At 69.3% G+C, this 23,062-nt stretch carries 19 protein-coding genes; 9 read left to right on the top strand and 10 right to left on the bottom strand.

The genetic code is table 11. The features are described from left to right. Positions 1-215: 215 nt before the first annotated feature. From GGR16_RS14800 to GGR16_RS14815, 4 genes are all read right to left on the bottom strand, one after another. On the bottom strand, positions 216-848 hold the full coding sequence (locus tag GGR16_RS14800; protein WP_183317074.1) for a 2-dehydro-3-deoxy-6-phosphogalactonate aldolase: 633 nt from the start codon (positions 846-848) through the stop codon (positions 216-218). Positions 849-965: 117 nt separating this feature from the next. Continuing rightward, positions 966-2,135 (bottom strand): osmoprotectant NAGGN system M42 family peptidase, encoded by a 1,170-nt coding sequence (locus GGR16_RS14805; protein WP_183317075.1) that lies wholly within the window; start codon positions 2,133-2,135, stop codon positions 966-968. Continuing rightward, entirely contained in the window at positions 2,123-3,931 is a 1,809-nt protein-coding gene (ngg, locus tag GGR16_RS14810) for an N-acetylglutaminylglutamine synthetase (RefSeq protein ID WP_156332659.1), read from the bottom strand. The genes GGR16_RS14805 and ngg overlap by 13 nt, the downstream gene beginning before the upstream one ends. 14 nt (positions 3,932-3,945) lie before the next feature. Further along, on the bottom strand, positions 3,946-5,721 hold the full coding sequence (locus tag GGR16_RS14815) for an N-acetylglutaminylglutamine amidotransferase (RefSeq protein ID WP_183317076.1): 1,776 nt from the start codon (positions 5,719-5,721) through the stop codon (positions 3,946-3,948). Positions 5,722-5,838: 117 nt separating this feature from the next. Between GGR16_RS14815 and GGR16_RS14820 the strand changes: the two genes are divergently transcribed. Further along, positions 5,839-6,387 carry a MarR family winged helix-turn-helix transcriptional regulator gene (locus GGR16_RS14820; protein WP_245258928.1) on the top strand — a complete coding sequence of 183 codons (549 nt, stop codon included), beginning with the start codon at positions 5,839-5,841 and terminating at the stop codon, positions 6,385-6,387. Here GGR16_RS14820 and GGR16_RS14825 read toward each other — a convergent pair. After that, positions 6,382-8,274, bottom strand: coding sequence for a heavy metal translocating P-type ATPase (locus GGR16_RS14825; RefSeq protein ID WP_343059790.1), 1,893 nt, complete (start codon positions 8,272-8,274; stop codon positions 6,382-6,384). The two genes, GGR16_RS14820 and GGR16_RS14825, sit on opposite strands and share 6 nt — an antisense overlap. A 229-nt stretch (positions 8,275-8,503) precedes the next feature. On the opposite strand from GGR16_RS14825, the gene GGR16_RS14830 reads away from it, so the two are divergent. Next, positions 8,504-8,941, top strand: a complete 438-nt coding sequence (locus GGR16_RS14830) for a VOC family protein (RefSeq protein WP_183317077.1) — start codon at positions 8,504-8,506, stop codon at positions 8,939-8,941. 32 nt (positions 8,942-8,973) lie between these two features. Here the strand turns inward: GGR16_RS14830 and GGR16_RS14835 are convergent, their stop codons facing one another. Together GGR16_RS14835 and GGR16_RS14840 are read right to left on the bottom strand one after the other, a co-directional pair. After that, positions 8,974-10,785, bottom strand: a complete 1,812-nt coding sequence (locus GGR16_RS14835) for an ABC-F family ATP-binding cassette domain-containing protein (RefSeq protein WP_183317247.1) — start codon at positions 10,783-10,785, stop codon at positions 8,974-8,976. A 76-nt stretch (positions 10,786-10,861) separates the two neighbouring features. Further along, positions 10,862-11,581 (bottom strand): GntR family transcriptional regulator, encoded by a 720-nt coding sequence (locus GGR16_RS14840; protein WP_246373083.1) that lies wholly within the window; start codon positions 11,579-11,581, stop codon positions 10,862-10,864. Positions 11,582-11,674: 93 nt separating this feature from the next. Here GGR16_RS14840 and GGR16_RS14845 point away from each other — a divergent pair, with 93 nt between their 5' ends. The 3 genes from GGR16_RS14845 to GGR16_RS14855 all read left to right on the top strand — a co-directional run bounded on the left by GGR16_RS14845 (position 11,675) and on the right by GGR16_RS14855 (position 15,170). After that, entirely contained in the window at positions 11,675-12,907 is a 1,233-nt protein-coding gene (locus tag GGR16_RS14845) for a benzoate/H(+) symporter BenE family transporter (RefSeq protein WP_183317078.1), read from the top strand. Positions 12,908-12,981: 74 nt separating this feature from the next. After that, the gene (locus GGR16_RS14850) at positions 12,982-14,157 is read left to right on the top strand and encodes a lytic murein transglycosylase (RefSeq protein ID WP_019404498.1); all 1,176 of its coding nucleotides are present in this window, start codon (positions 12,982-12,984) and stop codon (positions 14,155-14,157) included. Positions 14,158-14,216: 59 nt separating this feature from the next. Next, on the top strand, positions 14,217-15,170 hold the full coding sequence (locus GGR16_RS14855) for an amidoligase family protein (protein ID WP_183317079.1): 954 nt from the start codon (positions 14,217-14,219) through the stop codon (positions 15,168-15,170). A 3-nt stretch (positions 15,171-15,173) separates the two neighbouring features. On the opposite strand, the gene GGR16_RS14860 is transcribed toward GGR16_RS14855, so the two are convergent. Continuing rightward, the gene (locus GGR16_RS14860) at positions 15,174-16,040 is read right to left on the bottom strand and encodes an SDR family NAD(P)-dependent oxidoreductase (RefSeq protein ID WP_183317080.1); all 867 of its coding nucleotides are present in this window, start codon (positions 16,038-16,040) and stop codon (positions 15,174-15,176) included. Between the two features lie 104 nt (positions 16,041-16,144). Here GGR16_RS14860 and GGR16_RS14865 point away from each other — a divergent pair, with 104 nt between their 5' ends. Next, a complete protein-coding gene (locus tag GGR16_RS14865; RefSeq protein ID WP_183317081.1) occupies positions 16,145-17,056 on the top strand; it encodes a LysR family transcriptional regulator in 912 nt (303 codons plus the stop codon). Positions 17,057-17,073: 17 nt separating this feature from the next. On the opposite strand, the gene GGR16_RS14870 is transcribed toward GGR16_RS14865, so the two are convergent. Together GGR16_RS14870 and GGR16_RS14875 are read right to left on the bottom strand one after the other, a co-directional pair. Beyond that, positions 17,074-17,550: a pyridoxamine 5'-phosphate oxidase family protein gene (locus tag GGR16_RS14870; protein WP_183317082.1), complete on the bottom strand. Its 477-nt coding sequence runs from the start codon at positions 17,548-17,550 to the stop codon at positions 17,074-17,076. 66 nt (positions 17,551-17,616) lie between these two features. After that, positions 17,617-18,321: a glutathione S-transferase N-terminal domain-containing protein gene (locus tag GGR16_RS14875; protein WP_183317083.1), complete on the bottom strand. Its 705-nt coding sequence runs from the start codon at positions 18,319-18,321 to the stop codon at positions 17,617-17,619. Positions 18,322-18,574: 253 nt separating this feature from the next. Between GGR16_RS14875 and GGR16_RS14880 the strand changes: the two genes are divergently transcribed. The 3 genes from GGR16_RS14880 (at position 18,575) to GGR16_RS14890 (ending at position 23,051) form a co-directional block, all read left to right on the top strand. Further along, complete coding sequence (locus tag GGR16_RS14880; RefSeq protein WP_183317084.1) at positions 18,575-19,498, top strand: AEC family transporter; 924 nt, start codon at positions 18,575-18,577, stop codon at positions 19,496-19,498. Between the two features lie 265 nt (positions 19,499-19,763). Further along, complete coding sequence (locus GGR16_RS14885; RefSeq protein ID WP_026015543.1) at positions 19,764-21,713, top strand: PrkA family serine protein kinase; 1,950 nt, start codon at positions 19,764-19,766, stop codon at positions 21,711-21,713. Between the two features lie 24 nt (positions 21,714-21,737). Next, on the top strand, positions 21,738-23,051 hold the full coding sequence (locus tag GGR16_RS14890) for a YeaH/YhbH family protein (protein ID WP_183317085.1): 1,314 nt from the start codon (positions 21,738-21,740) through the stop codon (positions 23,049-23,051). Positions 23,052-23,062 lie beyond the last annotated feature (11 nt).

Below are 23,062 nucleotides of genomic sequence, written 5' to 3' on the forward strand. Positions count from 1 at the left end.
ATTATGTCGCTTCTTCTTGACCCTGCGAGTATGTCATTCCCGGAGAGGAGGAGAAGCCTATCAACTAATGCGTTTCGATTAGCAGGGGAGAAGAATCCAAGATGGTCCGGAACGGCGCAACGGCTCAAGGTCCCGGCGCAGCCATGCGCTGCCGGCCCCGCTCGCGCGAGGAAGAAGCATCCGAGCGGACGTGAAAAATTAAGGCCGCGCCGGCGCTACTTCGCGCCGAAGGCCGCCGCGCCCGCGGCCACGAAGCGTTCGCCCGCGCGGGCGATCTGCTCAAGCGTCATGCCCGGCTTGTAAAGGGCCGAGCCGATGCCGAAGCCATCGGCGCCGGCCCGCGCGAATTCGGCCATGTTCTCCGGCGAGATGCCCCCGACGGGCAAGATCTTCAGATCCCGCGGCAGGACCGAGCGCAGCGCCTTGACCCCCGCCATGCCGACGACTTCCGCCGGGAATATCTTCACCGCCTCGGCGCCGGCCCGGCGCGCCGCGAAGATCTCCGACGGCGTCATGCAGCCGGGCAGGACATCGAGCCCGCGCCCGAGCGCCATCGTCACCACCGCCTCGTCGAAATGAGGGCTGACGATGATGCGCCCGCCCGCGTCGGCGACACCCTTCACCTCCGCCGTCGTCGTCACCGTACCGGCGCCGATCAGCACGCGCTCGCCGAAGGCCTGCGCGAGGCGCGCGATGCTGTCGAGCGGTTGGGGCGAGTTGAGGGGAACCTCGACGATGGAAAAGCCCGCATCGACCAGCACCTGCCCGACGGCGACGGCCTCGTCCGGCGTCACACCGCGCAGAATGGCGACGAGCGGGCGGGTTGCCAGAGCTTCGACGAGACGCATCGCTTCCTCCCGGGGGCCGGCGGCGGATCTGCCGCTTCATGCCGCCCCATTTAGCGCAGACCGGCGCCGCGAGCCATGCCGATCATGCCGAGCCGCTCATGCGCTGACGTTCCCCTCTCACGACTCTCCGCCCGGGTCGGGGGTATCGACGAGCCCCGGCTCCTGCTCGGCCTCGTCCATGGGCTGGCGGGTGAAGCCGCGCACCGTCGGGCTCGTCTCCTCGGCATCGCGACGGATCTCGACCGGGCTCAGCACATAGGCCGTCAGCAGCTCGGCGATGGAGCGCAGCGCGTGCATGTGGATGCGCTCGTAGCCGTGCGAGGCGTCGATGCCGAAGGTGACGAGGGCCGCGCGCACATCGTGCCCCGCGACCACCGCCGAGGCGGAATCCGACCTGTAGAAGCGGAAGATGTCCTTCTGGTAGCGGATGTCGTTGTCACGGCACAGGCGCACCAGCTTCTGCGTCAGGTGGAAGTCGAACGGGCCGGTCTGGTCCGCCATGGCGATGGTGACGCCGAACTCGTCCGAATTCTGCCCCGGCCCCGTCGTCCCGTTGTCGATGGCGACGATCGATGCGACGTCGTTGGCGAGCGCCGCCGAGGCACCGACCCCCGTCTCCTCCGCGATGGTGAAGACCCAGTGGGTGTCCACCTCCGGCTCGGCGCCTTCGGCCTTCAGGGCCTTGAGCGCGGCGAGAAGGATCGCGACCCCGGCCTTGTCGTCGAGGTGGCGCGAGACGATGAAGCCGTTGTGCAGGAACTCCGGCTGCGGGTCGATGGCGACCGTGTCGCCGACGTCGATGCCGAGATGGGCGAGGTCGCGCGGGTTGCGCGCCAGCGCGTCGACGCGCAGCTCCACGTAGGGCCAGCCGGTGGGCTGGCTGTCGACCTCGTCGTTGAAGATGTGGCCCGAGGCCTTGAGCGGCAGAATGGTGCCGCGATAGGCGCCCTTCTCGGCAAAGATCGTCGCGCGCGCGCCTTCGGCGAAACGCGCCGACCAGGTGCCGATCGGCACGAGCTCGAGCCGGCCGTTCTCCTTCAGCCGCTTCACCTGCGCACCGAGCGTGTCGACATGGGCGATGAGCGCCCGCGCCGGCTTGCTCTCACGCCCCGGCAGGACGGCGCGGATGGCGCCGCGGCGCGTCAGCTCGTAGGACAGGCCGAGCCGCTCGATCTCCAGGCAGACCTCGCGCACGATCGTATCGGTGTAGCCGGTCGGGCTCGGGATGTTCAGGAGCCGTGCCAGCACGGCGGCGAGATAGGCCGTGTCGATGGTCAGGCGCTGCATCGGTCCCGCCCGTCGAGAAGCGCCGCCTGCCGCACCGCCGCCGGCACCGAGAGCGGGAACAGCAGGTCGACGAAGCGCTCGGCCGTGGGCTGCGGCTCGTGGTTGGCGAGGCCGGGCCGCTCGTTCGCCTCGATGAAGGCATAGTCGGGCTCGCGCGGCGAGCGCACCATGAGGTCGATGCCGACGACGGGGATCTCGATGGCCCGCGCCGCCGCCACCGCCGCCGCGACGAGGCGCGGGTGCACCTCGCCGGTCACGTCGTGGATGGTGCCGCCGGTGTGCAGGTTCGCGGTGCGCCGCACGGCGATCTCCTCGCCCTGGTCAGCGACATCGTCGAGACCGTAGCCGGCCGCCGCCACGCAGCGCTCCGTCTCGGCATCGAGGGGGATGGTGGATTCCCCGCCCGTCGCCGCCGCGCGCCGGCGGCTCTGGCGTTCGATCAGCTCGCGGATGGTGGCGCGCCCGTCCCCGACGATCCGGGCCGGCCGCCGTACGGCGGCGGCGACGAGACGATAGTCGATGACGACGAGGCGCAGGTCCTCGCCGGCGACGCGCTGTTCCACCAGCACGCGGTCGCAATAGAGCTTGGCCGTCGCGATGGCCTCTTCGAGGTGCTCCATCGTCTCCACGCCGACGGCGATGCCCCGGCCCTGCTCGCCGCGCGCCGGCTTGACGACCAGCGAGCCATGCTCGGCGAGGAAGGCCTCCAGCGCCTCCCGGCCGTCGGCCTCGATCTGCGCCGGAACGGTGAGCCCCGCCCGCTCGACGACCCGGCGGGTAACGGCCTTGTCGTCGCAGATGGACATGGCGACGCCGGTCGTCAGCTCGGACAGGCTCTCGCGGCAATGCACCGTGCGCCCGCCGTAGGAGAGGCGGAAGAAGCCGCCCGGCGCATCCGTCACCTGCACGTCGATGCCGCGGCGGCGCGCCTCGTCGACGATGATGCGGGCGTAGGGGTTGAGCTCCGCCTCGGGCCCGGGGCCGACGAACAGCCGCTCGTTGATCTGGTTCTTGCGCTTCAGGGTGAAGAACGGCACGCGATAGAAGCCGAGCTTCTCGTAGAGCGCGATGGCCTGCTCGTTGTCGTGCAGCACGGACAGGTCGGTGAAGGCGGCGCCGCGCGCCTTGAAATATTCGACGATGTGGCGCACCAGCGCCTCGCCGATGCCGGGCCGAGTCGCCTGGGGATCGACCGCGAGGCACCAGAGCGACGAGCCGCGGGCCGGATCGCCGAAGGCCCGGCCGTGGTCGACGCCCATCACCGTGCCGATGACGTTGCCGGTGAGCTCGTCCTCGACGACGAAGCAGGTCACGGCGCGGCTGTCGCGCTGCGACCAGAAGAAATCGGGCCGCACCGGCACCATGCCGCGCGTCGCATAGATGCGGTTGACCGCATCGGCATCGGCGGCCGAGGCGAGGCGCCGTATGAAGAAGCCGGCCGGGCGCCGGCGCGCCGTCTTGTAGGTCGCGAGGTCGAGCCGGTAGGTGTGCGAGGGATCGAGGAACATCTCCTGCGGCGCGAGCGACAGCACCACGTGCGGGTCGCGCACGTAGACGGCGATGTCGCGCCGCTCGGGCGCCTCGGCGCGCATCGTCTCGACCAGCGCCTCGGCACTCTCGAAGGTCTGGCCGAACAGGAGGCGCCCCCAGCCGCAGTCGACCGCGGCCCCTGTCTTCGTCTGTTGCGTATCGCTCTCGCGCCCCTCGCCGAAGGGCGGCACCATGGCCTGGTTGCGCATGCGCTCGAGGCGGTGGGCATAGGCGCCGCGCCCGCGCCGCGATGTCGAACCCGTCATGCCTGTCTCCCCGGTCAAAGGCCGTGCGTCTGCAGCCACATCTCGAGCAGGGCGACCTGCCACAGCTCGGAGCCCCGAAGGGGCGTGATGGCGCTCTTGGGATCGGCGAACAGCCGTTCGAGATAGCGCTGGTCGAACAGGCCGCGCTCGCGCGCCTTCTGCGACGTGAGCGCGGCTTCGACCATCTCGAGCGTCGGCCCCTCGATGTATTTGAGGGCCGGCACCGGAAAATAGCCCTTCTTGCGGTCGATGACCTCGTGCGGGATGACCTGCCGCGCCGCCTCCTTGAGGACGCCCTTGCCGCCCTGGCTGAGCTTGTGCTCGGACGGGATGCGCGCGGCGAGTTCCGCCAGCTCGTAGTCGAGGAAGGGCACCCGCGCCTCGAGGCCCCAGGCCATCGTCATGTTGTCGACGCGCTTCACCGGATCGTCGACCAGCATCACGGTGGAATCGAGCCTCAGCGCCTTGTCGACGGGATCGTCCGCGCCGGGCATGGCGAAGTGCTCTTCGACGAAGGCGCGCGCCTCGTCCCGCATCAGGTGCCACTCGGGATTGAGATGCGTGCCGAGCCGCCCGTTGTCCCGGTCGAAGAAATGGCGGGCATAGTCGTCGACCGGCGCGTTGGAGCTGGCGAGCGGCGGATACCAGTGATAGCCGCCGAAGATCTCGTCCGCCCCCTGCCCCGACTGCACCACCTTGATGTGCTTCGCCACCTCCTGCGACAGGAGGAAGAAGCCGACATTGTCATAGGACACCATCGGCTCGGACATGGCGCCGATGGTCGCCGGCAGCGCCTCCAGCATGCGCGCGGAGGGGATGAAGATCTTGTGGTGGTCGGTGTCGTAGTGCCGGGCGATGAGATCGGAATAGACGAACTCGTCGCCCTTCTCGCCGTTCGCCTCCTCGAAGCCGATGGAGAAGGTCATCAGCCCCTTCTGCCCCTCCTCGGCAAGGAGGCCGACGATGACGCTGGAATCGACGCCGCCCGAGAGCAGCACGCCTACCGGCACGTCCGCCACCATGCGCCGCCTCACGGCCTGCCGCACGGAGGCGAGCACCATGTCGCGCCACTCCTCGGCCGAGCGCGCGACGTCCGCGGGCGTGCGCGTGAAATCGAGGCGCCAGAACTGGGTGTCCTTCTGCGCGCCGTCCGGCTCGATCACCCGCACGGTCGCGGGCGGCAGCTTGCGCACGCCCTTGAGCATCGTGCGCGGCGCCGGCACCACGGCGTGGAAGGTCATGTAATGCTGCAGCGCCACCCGGTCGATCGTCACGTCCACCTTGCCCGTCGCCACCAGCGCCGGCAGCGAGGAGGCGAACATCAGCGCGCCGTCCGCCTCGGCGAGATAGAGCGGCTTGATGCCGAAGCGATCGCGGGCCAGGACGACACGGCCGCTGTCGCGCTCGTGGATGGCGAAGGCGAACATGCCGTTGAAGCGCTTGACGCAATCGATGCCCCAGGCGTGATAGGCCTTGAGGATCACCTCGGTGTCGCCGTGCGAGAAGAAGCGGTAGCCGAGGCCGGCGAGTTCCTCGCGCAGTTCGGGGTAGTTGTAGATGCAGCCGTTGAAGGCAATCGTCAGGCCGAGGTCGGCGTCGACCATCGGCTGTTCGGCCTTGTTGGTGAGATCGATGATCTTGAGGCGCCGGTGGCCGAAGCCGACCGGGCCGCGCGCCACGACGCCGCCGGAATCGGGGCCGCGCGGTGTCATCACCCCCGTCATCCGCTCCAGCATGGCGATGTCCGCAGAGCGTCCGTCGAACCTCAGCTCACCACAAATTCCGCACATCGATCCGTCGATCTCCCCGATGACCGGCGCTTCAGGCCGGCGCCTCACGATAGATAATTTGATATCTAATCTTTACATGGCGAATGTTTTGATGTCAAAACAATGGCGGAGCAAGCCATGAAAGTTGATGAACGTCAGACAGTCCCGGTGGGTTCCGGGCTGGGGGAAGCCGGATCGAGCGCCGGTGGTTCCATGCGCATCCTGCCGGCGCAGGACGACCTGCAGGCCCTGTCGAAGGCCATCCGCCGCATCGTGCATGTGATGGAGACGCGCTCGAAGGCGATCTCGCGCTCGGTGGGCCTCACCACGTCGCAGATCGTCATCCTGCAAGGCGTCGCCGACCTCGGCGAGGTGACGACGAATGCCCTCTCCCGCTATGCCGACTTGACGCCGGCGACCGTCGTCGTGACCCTGGAGAAGCTCGAGGGGCGCGGCCTCGTCGAGCGCTACCGCAACGTCGTCGACCGGCGCATCGTCCACACCCGGCTGACGCCGGCAGGGCGGGACGTGCTCGCGGCAGCCCCGTCCCTCCTGCCCGACGAGGCGGCGGCCATGCTCGCGGCCCTGCCCGCCGGTGAACGCGCCGGTCTCGTCAGCGCCGTGCGCAACCTCGCCGACATGATGGAAGCGACGGGAAGCGTGCTGCCCGCGCCCACCGGCTCATGAGCCCTTGGCCGTCCCCGGCGCGCTCATGCCCGGTGCCGGCGCGAGCGCCCTGAGCGCGTTCATGATGGCGGCGACGTCGATCACCTCCTGCAGCAGCGCCCCCTGCACCGGCGCGAGGAAGCCGGCGGCGGCCGCGAGCATGCCGAGACCCGACAGGCCGATGCCGACATAGACGCTCTGAAGCGCGATGCGCCGCGAGCGCCGGGCGATGACGAGCGCATCCGCCACAGGCGCAAGCCCTTCCACCAGCAGCACGACATTGGCCGCCTCCGCCGAGGCGCTCGCCCCGCGCGCGCCGACAGCGATGCCGACATCCGCCTCCGCGAGGGCCGGCGCATCGTTGATGCCGTCGCCGATCATCATGACCGCACCCGTGGCCCTGCGGCGCTCCCGCCGCACGATGCCGAGCTTGTCCTGCGGGGACAGGTCGCCGCGGGCCTCCGCCAGCGGCAGGCCGGCGGCGATCTCGGCGACGATGTCGCTGCGGTCGCCGGAGGCGAGGACGAGCCGGGAGACGCCCTCCTGCTCCAGGCGCGCGAGCAGGCCCGCCGCATCCGGCCGCAGGAGATCGGCGAGCAGCAGCACCGCCGCGAGGCGCCCGTCCACCGCGACCGCGACCGCCGCCGTGCTGCCGTCCATGCCCTCGATCGGCGGCACGGCCCCGTCGAGATATTCGCCGACATAGGACAGGCTGCCGACGGCGACCGCCCGCCCCTCCACCCGGCCAGCGAGCCCCCGCCCGGCCGTCTCGCTCACCTCATGTGGCGCCGACAGGGCGAGGCCGCGCTCCCCCGCCGCCTCGATCAGCGCCTCGGCGACGACATGCGCGGAGGCCTGGTCGAGCGAGGCGGCGAGCCGCAGTGCCTCGTCGGCATCGACATCTCCGTCCCCGTTCGCCCCGGCGAAGACCCGGACATCGACGAGGCGGGCGCGACCGAAGGTCAGGGTCCCCGTCTTGTCGAGCACGGCGGTGCGCGCCTGCGACAGGGCTTCCAGCGCCCCGCCGCCCTTGATCAGCACGCCATGCCGCGCCGCCTGCGACAGCCCGGCGACCAGCGCGACGGGCACGGCGAGAATGAGCGGGCATGGCGTCGCCACGACGAGCACCGCGAGCGCCCGCACCGGATCGCCGCTGACGAGCCAGGCGGCGCCGGCGAGCAGCACGGTGACGGCGAGGAAGGCGATGGCATAGCGGTCGGCGAGGCGTGCCATCGGCGCCTTGGCCTTCTGCGCCTCCTCGACGAGCCGGACGATGCCGGCATAGGTGCTCTCGGCCGCCGGCCTCAGCACGAGGAGATCGAAGGCGGCGCCGATATTCGTCGTGCCGCTCAGCGCTTCCCGCCCCGGCAACAGCCGCACCGGCACGGATTCACCCGTGATGGCGGACTGGTCGACCATCGCCGGCTCGTCGACGACGCGCCCGTCCACCGGCAGCACGTCGCCCTGGCGGATCAGGAGGCGCTCGCCGGGGTGGATGTCGGCGAGCGGCACCTCGGCGATGCGTCCCTCCCCGTCGTAGCGCAGGGCGCTGCGCGGCACGCGCGAGAGCAGCGCCCGCATCTCCCGCCGGGCCCGGCCTTCCGCGTAGAATTCGAGATACTGCCCGCCTGCATACATCAGCGCCACGACGGCGCCGGCGAGCGTCTCGCCGAGAACGAGCGCCCCCGACATGGACAAGGCGGCGACGATATCGAGCCCGACGTCGCCGCGGCGCAGGCTGGTGATGATCTCGACGACGAGCGCCGCGAGCACCGGCGCCGTCGCCGCCGCCCAGACGTAGGGCGCAGCCGCGCCATGGCCGGCCATGCGCAGCACGAACCCGCCGGCGAGCCCGAGCACGGCGAGGAGCACGAGGAACGGACGCAGTCTGGCAACGCTCTCGGACAAGGCGAAGGCCCGGCACCGCCGCACGGCGCGGCAGCACCACTATGCAGCGCGATGCATCAAGGACAAGCGCGGCAAACCGTCCGAACCGCAAGCTTTCTATCGGGAGATGAGCCGCGAAGATCTGCCACGCATCGCAGGGCTCCCTTCCGCCCCCTCTATCAACCGCTTGCTCACCTGGAAAGCAGATCGATGAGTTTACGGGCCAGATCACACCTTGTAGATTGCACATATGGCGCTCAAACGGATGGACAACGTAGGAATCGTCGTCGAAGACCTCGGCGGAGCGATCGATTTCTTTCGCGAGCTCGGTCTCGAGCTCGAAGGGCGGGCCACGATCGAAGGAGAATGGGCCGGACGTGTCACTGGGCTCGCCGGTCAGCGTGTCGAGATTGCCATGATGCGCACGCCGGACGGCCACAACCGGCTCGAGCTATCCCGCTTCCTCTCGCCGCCTGTGGCCGCGGATCACCGGACCGCTCCGGTCAACGCTCTAGGCTATCTCCGCGTCATGTTCGCCGTGGACGATATCGACGAGACGCTTGAAAAGCTTCGCAACCGCGGCGCGCAGCTCGTCGGCGAAGTCGTCCAGTACAAAGACGCATATCGGCTCTGCTACATCCGCGGGCCTGAAGGGCTTCTCATCGGACTCGCCCAGGAACTCAGCTGAGCGCGCCTGCAGGTCGTCGGCCTGCGCCCCGTCTAGCCCTCCAGCTCCTCGCGCAGCATCTCCAGCTCCAGCCAGCGCTCCTCCGCCGCCGAGAGCTCGCCCTGCACCTCGGCGAGCTTCGCGCTCACCCGCGCGAAGCCGTCGGGATCGCGGGCATAGAGCGCCTCGTCGGAGAGCCTTCCGGCCAGCTCGGCGACCGTCTTCTCCAGTTCGGTGATGCGGGCGGGCAGGGTCTCCAGCGCGTGCTTGTCCTTGAAGCTCAGCTTCTTCCGGGGCGCCGGCGCCGCCGCTTTCTCGGCCGCCGGCTTCGGCGCCTTCTGGACCTTCGCCTTCTCCACCGCGCGCGCGCCGACGCCGCTGCCGCGCTGGGCGACCATGTCGCTGTAGCCGCCGGCATATTCGACGAAGCGCCCCTGCCCCTCCGCCATCAGGACGGATGTCGCCGCCCGGTCGAGGAAATCGCGATCGTGGCTGACGAGGAGGACCGTGCCGGCATAATCGGCCAGCATCTCCTGCAGCAGGTCGAGGGTTTCGAGGTCGAGGTCGTTGGTCGGCTCGTCGAGCACGAGGAGGTTCGAGGGGCTGGCGAGGGCCTTGGCGAGCAAGAGCCGCGCCCGCTCGCCGCCGGAGAGCACCTTGACCGGCGTGCGCGCCTGCTCCGGCGAGAACAGGAAGTCCTTCATGTAGCTGACGACGTGCCGCGACTGCCCGTTGACGACAACGCTGTCGCCCGCTCCGTCGGTCAGCACCTCCGTCAGGCTCGCCTCGGGGTCGAGGGCCGAGCGCGTCTGGTCGAGCCGCGCCATGGCGACGTTCGCCCCGAGCCGCACCGTGCCGGCATCGGGCGCGAGCCGGCCCGTCAGCATCTCGACAAGGGTCGTCTTGCCGGCGCCATTCGCGCCGACGATGGCGACGCGTTCGCCGCGGAAGATGCGGATGGAGAAGTCCTCGACGATGCGGCGTTCGCCGTAGGCCTTGGCGATGTGCTTGGCCTCGACGACCAGGGTGCCGGACAGCTCCGCCTCGCTCACCGTCATGTCGACATTGCCGAGCACGCGGCGCTGCTCGCGCCGCTCCCTGCGCATGGCACCGAGTTCGCCGAGACGGCGCTGGTTGCGCTTGCGCCGGGCCGTGACGCCGTAGCGCAGCCAGTCCAGCTCCATGGCGATCTTGCGGTCGAGCTTGTGGCGCTCGCGCTCCTCCTGCTCCAGCACCTCGTCACGCCAGGCCTCGAAGGCGGCAAAGCCCTTGTCGAGCCGCCGGGTGACGCCGCGGTCGAGCCAGACGGTGGCGCGCGACAGGCTTTCGAGGAAGCGCCGGTCGTGGCTGATGAGCACCAGCGCCGAGCGCATGCCCTTGAGCTCGCTCTCCAGCCATTCGATGGCCGGCAGGTCGAGGTGGTTGGTCGGCTCGTCGAGGAGGAGGATGTCCGGCTCCGGCGCGAGCACGCGCGCCAGCGCCGCCCGGCGCGCCTCCCCGCCCGAGAGGTTAGCGGGCGCCTCATCGCCGGTGAGGCCGAGCTGCTCGAGGAGGTAGCGCGCGCGGTAGGGCTCGTCGCCCGGCGCCAGCCCCGCCTCCACATAGGCGTGCGTCGTCGCGAAGGCCGACAGGTCCGGCTCCTGCGGCAGGTAGCGGATCGTCGCCGTGGGCTGGGCGAAGCGCTCGCCCCGGTCCTCTTCCACGAGCCCGGCGGCGATCTTGAGCAGCGTCGACTTGCCCGAGCCGTTGCGGCCGACGAGGCAGAGCCGCTCGCCCTCGCCGACGCTGAGCTCGGCGCCCGTCAGGAGCGGCGTGCCGCCGAAGGTCAGGTGGATGTCGGTCAGTTGCAGGAGCGGCGGGGCCATGGTGCTCAAATGCTTTCGGCGCGGGATGGTTCGCCCGCCATCTAGCGCAGCCGGGCGCCGCTGCCAAATGCGACGGTCAGCCGGCCCGCTCGCGGAAGAAGGCGTCGATCGTCACCGCCGCCGTGTCGAGATGGCCGAGGAGGACGGCAACCGCCCGCGCCGCATCGCGCTGACGCGCCGCCGCCAGCATGGCGAGGTGGTCCTCCTGGGCCATGTGCTCCTGCCCCTTGGCGGCGAGGTGGAAGCGCACGTAGCGGTCGGCCGAGGCGAGCTGCTGCTCGGTGAGCGCGAGCAGCCTCGGCCGCCCGGCGCGGGCATAGAGCGACATGTGGAAGCGCCGGTTGAGCTCGCCCATGCGGCCGGGCTCCGTCTCGGCATCCATCTCGGTGATCAGCTCCTCGGCGCGCGCGAAGTCCTGCGCGTCGAGATGGGGGATGGAGAGGGTGAGCGCCGCCGGTTCGAGCGCCCGGCGGATGGCGTAGTTGTCGGCGGCATCCTCGGCCGAGATGTCGGTGACGACGGCGCCCTTATGCGGCACGAAATCGATGAGGGCCTGGGCTTCGAGCTGCCGCAGCGCCTCGCGCACCGGCATGCGGCTGACGTTGAAGAGCCGCGCCAGCTCCTCCTGCCGGAGTGGCGTGCCGCCGGACAGCCGACCGCTCAGGATGCCCTGGCGCAGGGTCGCCTCCACGAACTCCGTCGCGGTGCGATAGCGCGGGCCGACATCGGCCACGAGGGCCGCAACCGCCTCGCTCCCTTCAGCCGCCACGGCGCGTCGTCCACCGTCCATCGTCATTCGCATCCAATATCCACTTGTCGATTGGATCCAATTTAGCAATACTCCGGCCCGCGCTTCAACCGCAAAGTCCATCGCCGCAGAAGCTCCGCCATGCGCACCGAAACCGCCACCACCGCCGGCGACGGCGTCGAACCCGTCCATTCCGTTGCTGCCGCATCAGCGCCGGCGAGCGGTTCTGCGGTCCAACCGGTCTTCGCCGGCGCCCTCGCCGCCGTGGTCGGCTTTGCCTCGTCCTTCGCCATCGTGTTGCAGGGTTTTGCCGCTGCCGGCGCATCGCCGGCCGAGGCCGCCTCTGGCCTCCTCGCGCTCTGCGTCGTCAAGGGGCTGCTCGGAGCCTTCCTCTCCCTGCGCACGCGCCTGCCGATCAGCATCGCCTGGTCGACGCCCGGCGCGGCGCTCCTCGTCGCCACGGGAGCCATGCACGGCGGCTATGCCGCCGCGACGGGCGCCTTCCTCGTCGCCGCGGGCCTCGTCGTGGTCGCCGGCCTGTGGCGCGCCTTCGGCCGCGCCGTCGCCGCCATCCCCGTGTCGCTGGCGAGCGCCATGCTCGCCGGCGTCCTCATGGACCTGTGCCTCGCGCCGGTGCGCGCGGTCGGCGCGATGCCGCTGCTCGCCCTGCCCATCATCCTCGCCTGGGCGGTGACGATGCGCGTCGCCCGGCTCTATGCCGTGCCGGTCGCGGTCGTCGTCACCGCGCTCATCGTCGTCTTCGCGACGCCGATCCCCGACGGCGCGCTTGCCGACATCTGGCCACGGCCGGTCTTTGTCGTGCCCGCCTTTACGCTTGACGCCCTCGTCGGCATCGCCCTGCCGCTCTTCATCGTCACCATGGCCTCGCAGAACATCCCCGGCCTCGCCGTGCTGCGCACCAACGGCTACCAGCCGGACGTGAAGCCGATCTTCGTGTCGACCGGCCTCGCGAGCGGCGTCATCGCCTTCTTCGGCGGCCATCTCGTCAACCTCGCCGCCATCACGGCCGCCCTGTGCGCCGGGCCCGAGGCCCATCCCGATCCACGCCGGCGCTACATCGCCGCGGCCGTCGCCGGTGCGACCTATGTCGTGCTCGGCCTCGGCGCGGGCTTTGCCGCGGCCTTCATCGCCGCCTCGCCGCCGCTGCTCATCGAGGCGGTGGCCGGCCTCGCCCTCCTCGCCAGCCTCGCCGGCGCGCTCGTCGCCGCCCTCTCCGGCGAGAACGAGCGCCTGCCGGCGATCGTGACCTTCGTCACCGCCGCCTCGGGCACGGCCTTCCTCGGCATCGGCGCCGCCTTCTGGGCGCTCATCGCCGGCGGCGCCCTGATGCTGCTGATGCGGCGGCACCGCTGACCGTGCGGGTCGGCTCCGACGAAGAATCGGTTAGACTCCGCCGAAGAGACAGGACACGCACAGGAGGAAGACGCATGCGATCGATGCTGCTCGGGGCCGCACTCGCCGTGACACTGGCCAGCCCCGCGGCCGCCTCGTTCCAGTCCTGCGTCGCCGGCCTGAAGCAGGAGGCGGCACAGCAAGGCGTCAGCCGCGCCATCCTCGACCGCGCACTCGACATCTCCGCCCCGGACGAGAAGGTGCTGCGTCTGTCGACGGTCCAGCCCGAGTTCAAGACGCCGATCTGGGACTATCTCGCCTTCCTCGTCGACGAGGAGCGTGTCACCCAGGGGCGCGCCATGATGCGCCGCTACGACAACATCCTGCGCGCCGCCGAGCGCCAGTTCGGCGTCGACCGCTTCGTCATCGCGGCCGTCTGGGGGGTCGAGACCGACTTCGGCCAGGAAGCGGGCAGCTCTTTCCTGCCGCATGCGCTCGCGACGCTGACCTGTGCCAGCAACCGGCGCACGAGCTTCTGGAAGGGCGAGCTGATGGCGGCGCTCAAGCTCGTCCAGCGCGGCGACCTCTCGCTCGACAAGCTCTACGGCTCGTGGGCCGGCGCCTTCGGCCAGACGCAGTTCATCCCCTCCACCTACCAGCGCCTCGCGGTCGACTTCGACGGCGACGGACGCCGCGATCTCGTCAGTTCGGTCGCCGACGCGCTCGGTTCCACCGCCAACTATCTCAAGCGGGCGGGCTGGCGCCAGGGCGAGTCGTGGATGTTCGAGGTGCGCGTGCCGGCCGGCTACAACGGCCCCACGGGCCGGCGCAACAAGGCGCCGCTGTCCACCTGGGCGCAGCGTGGCGTTACCCGCGCCGACGGCTCGCCGCTCTCCGGCGGGGCGCAGGCCGGCTTGCTGCTGCCGGCGGGCCCCAACGGCCCGGGCTTCCTCGTCTTCCGCAACTTCGACGCCATCTATTCCTACAACCAGGCGGAATCCTACGCCCTCGCCATTTCCCACCTCGCCGATCGCATGGCCGGCTACCCGCCGCTGCGCACGCCCTGGCCGACGGATGATCCGGGCCTGTCGCGGGCGCAGCGCCTGCAGCTGCAGAAGCTCCTCATCGCGCAGGGCTACGATATCGGCGAGGCGGACGGGAAGATCGGCCCGGCGACGCGCGAGGCGATCGCCGCCGCCGAACGGCGCCTCGGCATGCCGCCGACGGGCCGCGCCGGAAGCAGGATCTACCGGGCCCTCGGCGGGCGCTAGAGACCCACCAACCGCGAGGGCCTCTGGCGAGCGGCCGCTTCGATGCCCACATCGGGAGAATGGAGAGCCTCGCCCCTTCGGACGATCGCGAGCCCCGCTTCCATGCCCCGCCCGTTCCGCTGACGGCCGATGGCCGCCCGCGCAGGGTCGGGGTAGAAGTGGAATTCATCGGGCTGCCGGTCCGCGCCGCCGCCGATGCGCTCGCCGCCGCGTTCGGCGGCCTGGTGCGGGAGGAGGATGCCCACGCCTGGCATCTCGAGGCGAGCGCCATCGGCGATCTCACGGTCGAGCTCGACGTCCAGCACGTCCATCCGCACCGCGCGCAGCAGCACCCCTTGCCCCGCCTTTCGCCGCCCGCTTCGGCGCGGCTCGGTGCGGCCCTCTCGCCCTTCGTGCCGCGCGAGCTGATCACCGCTCCCCTGCGGCTCGACGCGTTGCACCGCGTCGATCATGCCGTCGGCGTCCTGCGGGAAGCCGGCGCCCGCGGGCGCGGCATCACGCCCTTCGGCGCGCTCGGCTTGCACTTCAACATCGCCCTGCCGGATCTCGGCCCCCACACCCTGGCGTGTCTCCTCAAGGCCTTCCTCGTTCTCGAACCGCAATTGCGCGACGATACCCACCCGGACGTCGTCGCCCGCCTCTTCGCGCCGCCCGCCTATCCGCCGGCCTATGTCGAGAAGGTGCTGTCGCCCGACTACTGGCCCGATGAGGAGGCGCTCGCCGAGGACTATCTCGCCGACAATCCGACGCGCCGGCGCTCGCTCGATCTCCTGCCTCTCCTCCTGCACCGCGATCCGGAGGGCATTGCCCCGCGCCTCACCGACAAGGTCGGCAAGCGCGAGGTGCTGCACTACCGCCTGCCGCTCGCCTGTGTCGGCGAGCCCGGCTGGAGTGTCGCGGCGGACTGGAACCGCTGGGTCGCTGTCGAGCGGCTCGCCGCCGACCCGGCTGCACTCGACGCCGCGTGCCGGAAGGCGCTGGCCGGCAGGCCGGTCCTCGCGGCGGATGTGTGAGCGTTACGGCAGGTCGCCGCCGTCGATGCCGATGACGTGGCCGCTCACATAGGAACTCTCATCGCTGGCCAGGAACAGCACCAGGGCGGCCACCTCCTCCGCCGTGCCGACGCGCCGCATGGGGTAGGGAGCGACCAGTTGCTCGGTCGTTACCTTCCAGTCGCGCCGCACCCGCTCCAGCATCGGGCTCTCGATCGGTCCCGGCGCAATGGCGTTGATGCGCATGTCGCGTCCATATTCCTGGGCAGCGGCGCGCGTCATGTGGATGACGGCGGCCTTGGATGCGCCGTAGGCAAGGATGTTGGGAAAGGCATGCCGCCCGCCGATGGAGGCCATGTTGATCATAGCCCCTTTCGCGCGCACGAGATGGGGCAGTTCGTATTTCATCGCTAGGAAGACGCCGCGCAGGTTGGTGGCGATCTGGTCGTCGAAGCCGGCGATGTCGGTGTCGGCGATCGGGGCGGGCGGCAGGTCGATGCCCGCGTTGTTGAAGGCAATGTCGAGACGACCGTAGCGCGCCACCGTGTCGGCGACGAACCGCTCCATCTGGCCGGCGTCGCGCACGTCCGACCTGAGATAGACGGCCTCGCCCCCGCTCTCACGCACGCGCTGCTCGACCACGCGGCCGAGGTCCTCCCGCCGGCCATTGAAGGCCACCCGGACGCCGGCCGCCACAAGGGCGGCGACCGTCACCGCTCCGATGCCAGAGGTGCCGCCCGTGACGATCGCCACCTTGCCTGTCAGCACGCCTGCGACCTCTGCTGCCGTGGAGCTCGCGGCAATGCCGGTGCCTCCGACCGCGCCGGCCGCCAGCATGCCGCCGAGCACTTGCCGCCGTGGCAGCCTGCCCGCCTGTGATCGACTGTCCATGTCCCTCTCCTCGCTATGGCGTGAAGAAGGCTACCGCCGCGGATTATCATGAAAAATCCGGCTCCGCTTTGTGCACCTTTAAGCAGTGCTTTATAATTTTCGCCATGTCCGCGACCTCGTCCGATCCCTTCCCAGGCCTTGCCGCCTTCCTCGCCGTCGCCGAGACTGGCGGCTTCACGGCTGCCGCCGCCCGGCTTGGCGTGTCGCCCGCAGCGGTCAGCCAGGCTGTGAAAGCGTTCGAGGCGCGCCTCGGCACGCCGCTCTTCCTGCGCACCACCCGGCGGGTAGGCCTGACCGAGGCCGGCGCCACGCTGCTTGCCCGCGCCGGGCCGGCGGCGGCCGAGATCGCCCGGGCGATCGAGGCTGTCGGGGAGATGGGCGAGGAACCGGCCGGCCTGCTGCGTCTCACCGTCCTCCGCATGGCCGTGCCGCTCGTCGTCGAGCCGGTGATCCCGGCCCTGCGGCGCACCCATTCCAAGGTGTCCGTCGAGATCTCCGTCGAGGACGCGACGGTCGACCTGCCAGCCCGCGGCTATGACGCCGGCATCCGCATCGGCGAATTCGTGGAGCGCGACATGGTGGCGGTGCGCCTCACGCGCGACATCGCCTGGTCGGTGGTCGCGAGCCCTGCCTATCTCGCCGCCCGCGGCACGCCGGAGCTGCCCGAAGACCTGACCCGGCACGAGGCCATCCGCTACCGGTTTCCGACATCGGGTGCCGTCTACCGCTGGGAATTCGAGCGCGAGGGCCGCTCGGTGACGGTCGACCCGCCGGGCGGCCTCCTCGTCAACGACGGCGCCCTGCTCGTCGCCTTTGCCACGGCCGGCCTCGGCCTCGCCTATGTCGCCGACATCGCCGCCGAGGCGGAGATCCGGACCGGACGGCTGGTACCGGTGCTGCAGCCGTTCCTGCCCCGCAGTCCGGGCCTCTTCCTCTATTTCCCTCGCCGGGCCGGGGCACAGCCGAAGCTGCGCGCCTTCATCGATGTCGCGCGCCAGGTGCTGCGGCCGGCCTAGCGGCGCGGAAGCCGCGGCTACAGCCGGACCTTGGCGTTATCCCCCATCGCCGGCCTGGTATCGGTGACGGCCGCGGCGACCATCTTGATGTAGCTCACGACGGTGCCCGGGCTATCCCAGTACTGGGCATCCTTCGGCCGCACCATCAGGACGCGGATGGAGGGATCATCCGGGCTGTCCCACCGGGCCTTGGCCGGCGTCGACCACAGCTGATGGATCTTGCGGCGGTCGTTGGAGATGGTCGCCCGCCCGGTCAGGGAGACGTATTTCTGCCCGTCCGTATCGGCAAAGGCGAGCCCGACGTTGGGATCGCGGTCGATGTCCTCGTCCTTCCAGCTGGCCGCGTCGGTGAGGAAATAGATCACCTGCCCGTCCCGGTCCGGATAGGCCGCCATGGGGCGCGAGCGGATGTCCTCGCCGTCATGCGTGGCGAGCATGCAGAAGCCGATCTTCTCCACGAGGTCCCATACGCGTGCAACGTCGTCATCGGCCATCGTTCAACTCCTTCATGCGATGACCGACGAACGGAGACGGCGGGCGTGAGTTCCCTCCGGCCGGGATCAGGATCGTCGCGGAATCTCGAGGCCCCTCTGCACGGCAGGACGCGCGAGGCCCCGCTCGAGCCAGGCCGGCACATGTTTCAGCCCGCTGAAGCCGACGAGGTCGCCTGCGCCGTAGAAGCCGATGAGGTTGCGCACCCACCCGAGCATGGAAATGTCGGCGATGCTGTACTCCTCGCCCATGATCCACGAGCGGCCGTCGAGCCGGGCCTCGAGGATACCGAGCAGGCGCTTCGATTCATGGACGTAGCGCTCGAGCGGGCGCTTGTCGGCGATCTCCCGGCCGGCGAACTTGTGGAAGTAGCCGACCTGTCCGAACATCGGCCCGATGGCGGCCATCTGGAAGAAGACCCACGCGATGGTTTCCCAGCGCCGCGCCGGGTCCTGCGGCAGGAACTGCCCCGTCTTCTCGGCGAGATAGAGCAGGATCGCACCGGATTCGAACAGGCCGAGCGGCGCCCCACCGGGGCCGTCCGGATCGATGATCGCCGGGATCTTGCCGTTGGGATTGAGCGACAGGAACTCCGGTGTCCGCGTCCCGTCGGCGCCGAACTCGATGGCGTGCGCCTCGTAGGGAAGCCCGGTCTCCTCCAGCATGATGGATACCTTCACCCCGTTCGGCGTCGGCACGGAATAGAGCTGCAGGCGCTCGGGGTGAGCGGCGGGCCAACGTTTCGTGATCGGGAAAGCGGACAGATCCGGCATCGAGGGCTCCAACGGCAGCGGGCATGGGCCGCAACGGTAGCCGATGGGCGACGGCGCTCAAGCCCCGCCGCAGCCATGAGCGAAGGGTCGCCGGCGTATGCGCGGCAGGGAATTGCTGGCCGGCACGTCAGGCGCTATCCGCAGTGATCCGCGATTGCACGGGTAGAGGACGAATCACGATGCCCCCGACGGTCTTTCCGCTGAGGCAGCCGCGCCCGCCGGTCGGTGAACGGCTGCCCGGGGGGCGACGCGCGTGACCGGCACGGTCGCACTCGCCCTCATCCCCGTGGCCCTCATGATCGCCCTCGGCTACGGGCTGCGCCGTTCCGGCTTCATCGCCGAGGCCTTCTGGCCGCAGGCCGAGCGGCTCTGCTATTTCGTGCTCCTGCCGGCCCTGTTCCTCAACGGCCTCGCGACGGCGGACATTGACGCCCTGCCCGTGCGGGAACTGGCGCTCGTGCTCGTCGGCGCCACCGTCACGGTGGCCCTCGTCGTCGTCCTCGCCCGCCCCCTGTTCCGCACCGACGGCGCCGCCTTCACCTCGATCTTCCAGGGCAGCATCCGCTTCAACAACTACATCGGGGTGAGCCTCGCCGCCGGGATCTTCGGCGCGCCGGGCATCGCGCTGGCCGCCGTGTGCAATGCGGCCATCGTGCCCACGGTCAATCTTCTGTGCATCCTCGTCTTCGCGCGGTTCGGCACGGCGCGGGTCGCGGCCCTCGGCGTCCTGCGGCTGATTGTCACGAACCCGCTGGTCGTCGCCTGCCTCGGCGGCATTCTGCTGCAGTGGCTCGGCGTGCGCCCGCCGGCCGGGATCGAGCCGGCGCTGCGCGCCCTCGGCGCCGCCTCCATGCCGCTCGGCCTCCTGTGCGTCGGCGCGGCGCTCGACTTCGGCGCGGCCCGCTCCTGGATCGGCCCGGTCGCCGCCTCTTCCGTGGCAAAATTCCTTGTCATGCCAATGGTGACGCTGCTGGCCGTGCGGCTCACCGGCCTCGGCGCACCGGCTGCGACCATCGCGCTGATGTTCCAGGCGCTGCCGACCGCCTCCTCCTCCTACATCCTCGCCCGGCAGCTCGGCGGCGACGCGCCGCTGATGGCCGGGATCACCGCCACGCAGACCGTGCTCGCAGCCTTCGCCATCCCGGCGGCACTCGCCCTCACGGCGCTCATCCCCTGATCGGCGGCAGGGCTTCCGATCACATTCTGGAAGAGAACAATTTCAGAAGGGCGGCGGAGCCCTATATTATTCTCAGGTGAGTCGGCAATCGATCGTTCCGGAGGTGTGATGTGACAGCCCGAAGGTGACTGCTGGGGCGCCTGTCGTGCCCATTCCCAAAGGGTTCTGCCCCAAGGGAACCGTGGGTGCGCAAAATGGTTCACTCCGAGAGCAGGAGCCGATGGCCATCCCGTCGCAATGACCGGGCCTGCCGCGGGAGAGCACTATGCAAAGGAGAGAATCGGACGTCTTCGATCTGTTTTCGGAGATTTATAAAAGTACGGCGCAGGAGGAGATGAGTCTCCAAGACTATCTTCTCGCGTGCCGTGATGACAAAAGCATGTACGCCACCGCTCAGGAGCGGATGGTTGATGCCATCGGAGAACCGACGCTCGTCGATACGAGTGCCGACGAACGCCTCGGCCGGATATTCTCCAACAGAACGATCAAGATTTATCCGACTTTCGCCGATTTCTACGGCATGGAAGACACGATCGAGCGGATCGTGGGCTACTTTCGCTATGCCGCGCAGGGGCTCGAGGAACGCAAGCAGATCCTCTACCTGCTCGGTCCTGTCGGCGGCGGCAAATCGTCGCTCGCCGAGCAGTTGAAGAAGTTGATGGAGCAACGCCCCATCTACACGCTGGCGATCAACGGCACCGTCAGCCCGATCTTCGAATCGCCGCTCGGCCTGTTTCATCCCGAGCGCATGGCAGACCTTCTGGAGGACAAGTACGGCATCGCCCGAAGGCGCCTGACCGGCCTCATCTCGCCCTGGGCGGCGAAGCGCCTCGACGAGGTCGGGGGCGACATCTCGAAGTTCAGTGTCGTCAGGCTGATGCCCTCGCGCCTGCGACAGATCGCCATCGCCAAGACCGAGCCCGGCGACGAGAACAACCAGGACGTATCCTCGCTCGTCGGCAAGGTCGACATCCGCCAGCTCGAGAACTACAGCCAGTCGGATCCTGACGCCTATTCCTACAGCGGCGGCCTCAACCGCACGACGCAGGGGCTGCTCGAGTTCGTCGAGATGTTCAAGGCCCCCATCAAGGTGCTGCATCCGCTGCTGACGGCGACCCAGGAGGGCAACTACAACGGCACGGAGAACTTCGGGGCCTTCCCCTACCAGGGCATCGTCCTCGCCCATTCCAACGAATCGGAATGGCTGCAGTTCAAGAACAACAAGAACAACGAGGCCTTCCTCGACCGCATCCTGGTGGTCAAGGTGCCCTATTGCCTGCGCGTGACCGAGGAGCGGCAGATCTATGACAAGCTGCTGCGCGAGAGCGCGCTTGCCAAGGCACCCTGCGCACCGGAGGTTCTGGAGATCCTGAGCCGCTTCACCGTCTCGACCCGGCTCGCGGAGCACGAGAACTCGCCGCTCTATACCAAGATGCGGGTCTATGACGGCGAGAACCTGAAGGACATCGACCCCAAGGCGAAGCCCGTGCAGGAATACCGCGACGCCGCCGGCGTCGACGAGGGCATGACCGGGGTGAGCACGCGCTTTGCCTTCAAGGTCCTGTCCGAGACCTTCAACTACGACACCAAGGAGGTCGCGGCCGACCCCGTCCATCTCATGTACATCCTCGAGCAGGCCATCAAGCGCGAGCAGTTCCCGAAGGAGACCGAGACCGCCTATCTCGACTTCATCAAATCCGAGCTCGCCTCGCGCTATGCCGAGTTCATCGGCCACGAGATCCAGAAGGCCTATCTCGAATCCTACAGCGAATACGGCCAGAACCTGTTCGACCGCTATATCGCCTATGCCGACGCCTGGCTGGAGAACCAGGACTTCAAGGACCCCGACACGGGGCAGATCCTCAACCGCGAGATCCTCGACAGCGAGCTGTCGCAGATCGAGAAACCGGCAGGCATCGCCAACCCGAAGGACTTCCGCAACGAGGTGGTCAAGTTCACGCTGCGCGCCCGGGCCAGGAACCACGGCCGCAATCCCGCGTGGACGAGCTACGAGAAGCTGCGCGAGGTCATCGAGAAGCGCATGTTCGCCCAGGTGGAGGACCTGCTGCCGGTGATCAGCTTCGGCTCCAAGAAGGACAGTGCCACGGAGAAGCAGCACGACGAGTTCGTGCATCGCATGGTCGACCGTGGCTATACCAGGCGGCAGGTCCGGCGCCTCGTCGACTGGTACATGCGTGTCAACAAGGCGGGATGAGGCGCCAATGGGCGAGGTCAGCGGATGCCGAACTTCATCGATCGCCGCCTCAACCCGAAGGACAAGAGCCTCGGGAACAGGCGGCGCTTCCTGCGGCGTGCCCACGAAGAGCTGAAGCGGGTCGTCAAGGAGCGGATCAGGGCGGGCAAGATCGCGGATGTCGATGCCGAGCAGGGCGTGCCAATGCCCGCGCGCGGCACGGATGAACCGACCTTCCAGCCCGCCCGCACCAGCGGGCAGCGGCAATATATCCTGCCGGGAAACAAGGAGTTCACGCCGGGCGATCGGATTCCGAAGCCCGGCGGAGGAGCAGGCGGTGCCGGCTCCCGCGCTGGCCGCGGCCAGGCGGAGGACGACTTCCAGTTCGTGCTCTCGCGCGAGGAGGTGCTCGACCTGTTCTTCGAGGACCTCGAGCTGCCCGACATGATCAAGCTCTCCCTGAAGGAAACCGTGTCCTACAAGCCGCGCCGGGCGGGCTTCGCGACGAGCGGCGCGCCGACGAACATCAATGTCGGGCGCACCATGCGCAACAGCTACGGCCGCCGCATCGCCCTGCACCGGCCGCGCCGCGGGGATATCGAAGCCCTCGCTAAGGAGATCGCGACGCTCGAGGCCACGCCTCCCGCGCCGGGCAGCGGCCAGCGGCTCGAGGAGCTGCACGGAGAGCTGGAGCGGCTGGAACGCCGGCGCCGGCGCATCCCTTATGTCGATCCCGTCGACATCCGCTACAACCGCTTCGAGCCGCAGCCGCTGCCGAACGCCAATGCGGTAATGTTCTGCCTCATGGACGTGTCGAGCTCCATGGGCGAGCGGGAGAAGGACCTCGCCAAGCGCTTCTTCGTGCTGCTGCACCTCTTCCTCAAGCGCCGCTACGACCGCATCGACATCGTCTTCATCCGCCACACGGACGAGGCGCGGGAGGTCGACGAGGACACCTTCTTCTATTCCACCCAGAGCGGCGGCACCGTGGTCTCGACCGCCCTCGAGGAGATGCAGCGCATCATCGAGGAGCGCTACCCGGCCCGGGACTGGAACATCTACGCCGCCCAGGCCTCGGACGGCGACAACATCGCCGGCGATTCCGAGCGCTGCTCGTCCCTGCTCAATGGGCCGCTGATGCGCCTCTGCCAGTACTACGCCTATGTCGAGATCATCGACGAGCGCGAGACCGAGATCTTCGGCGCGACCGACAACGGCACCTCGCTCTGGCGGGCCTACCGCACGGTGAACGAGGCATGGCCGAACTTCCAGATGACGCGGATCGCCCGGCCGGCCGATATCTACCCGGTCTTCCGCAAGCTCTTCGCCCGCCAGCCCACGACGCAGCAGCGCAAGTGAACGGGGATCGG

It is taken from the genome of Chelatococcus caeni (genome assembly GCF_014196925.1).
Lineage (GTDB): Bacteria > Pseudomonadota > Alphaproteobacteria > Rhizobiales > Beijerinckiaceae > Chelatococcus_A > Chelatococcus_A caeni.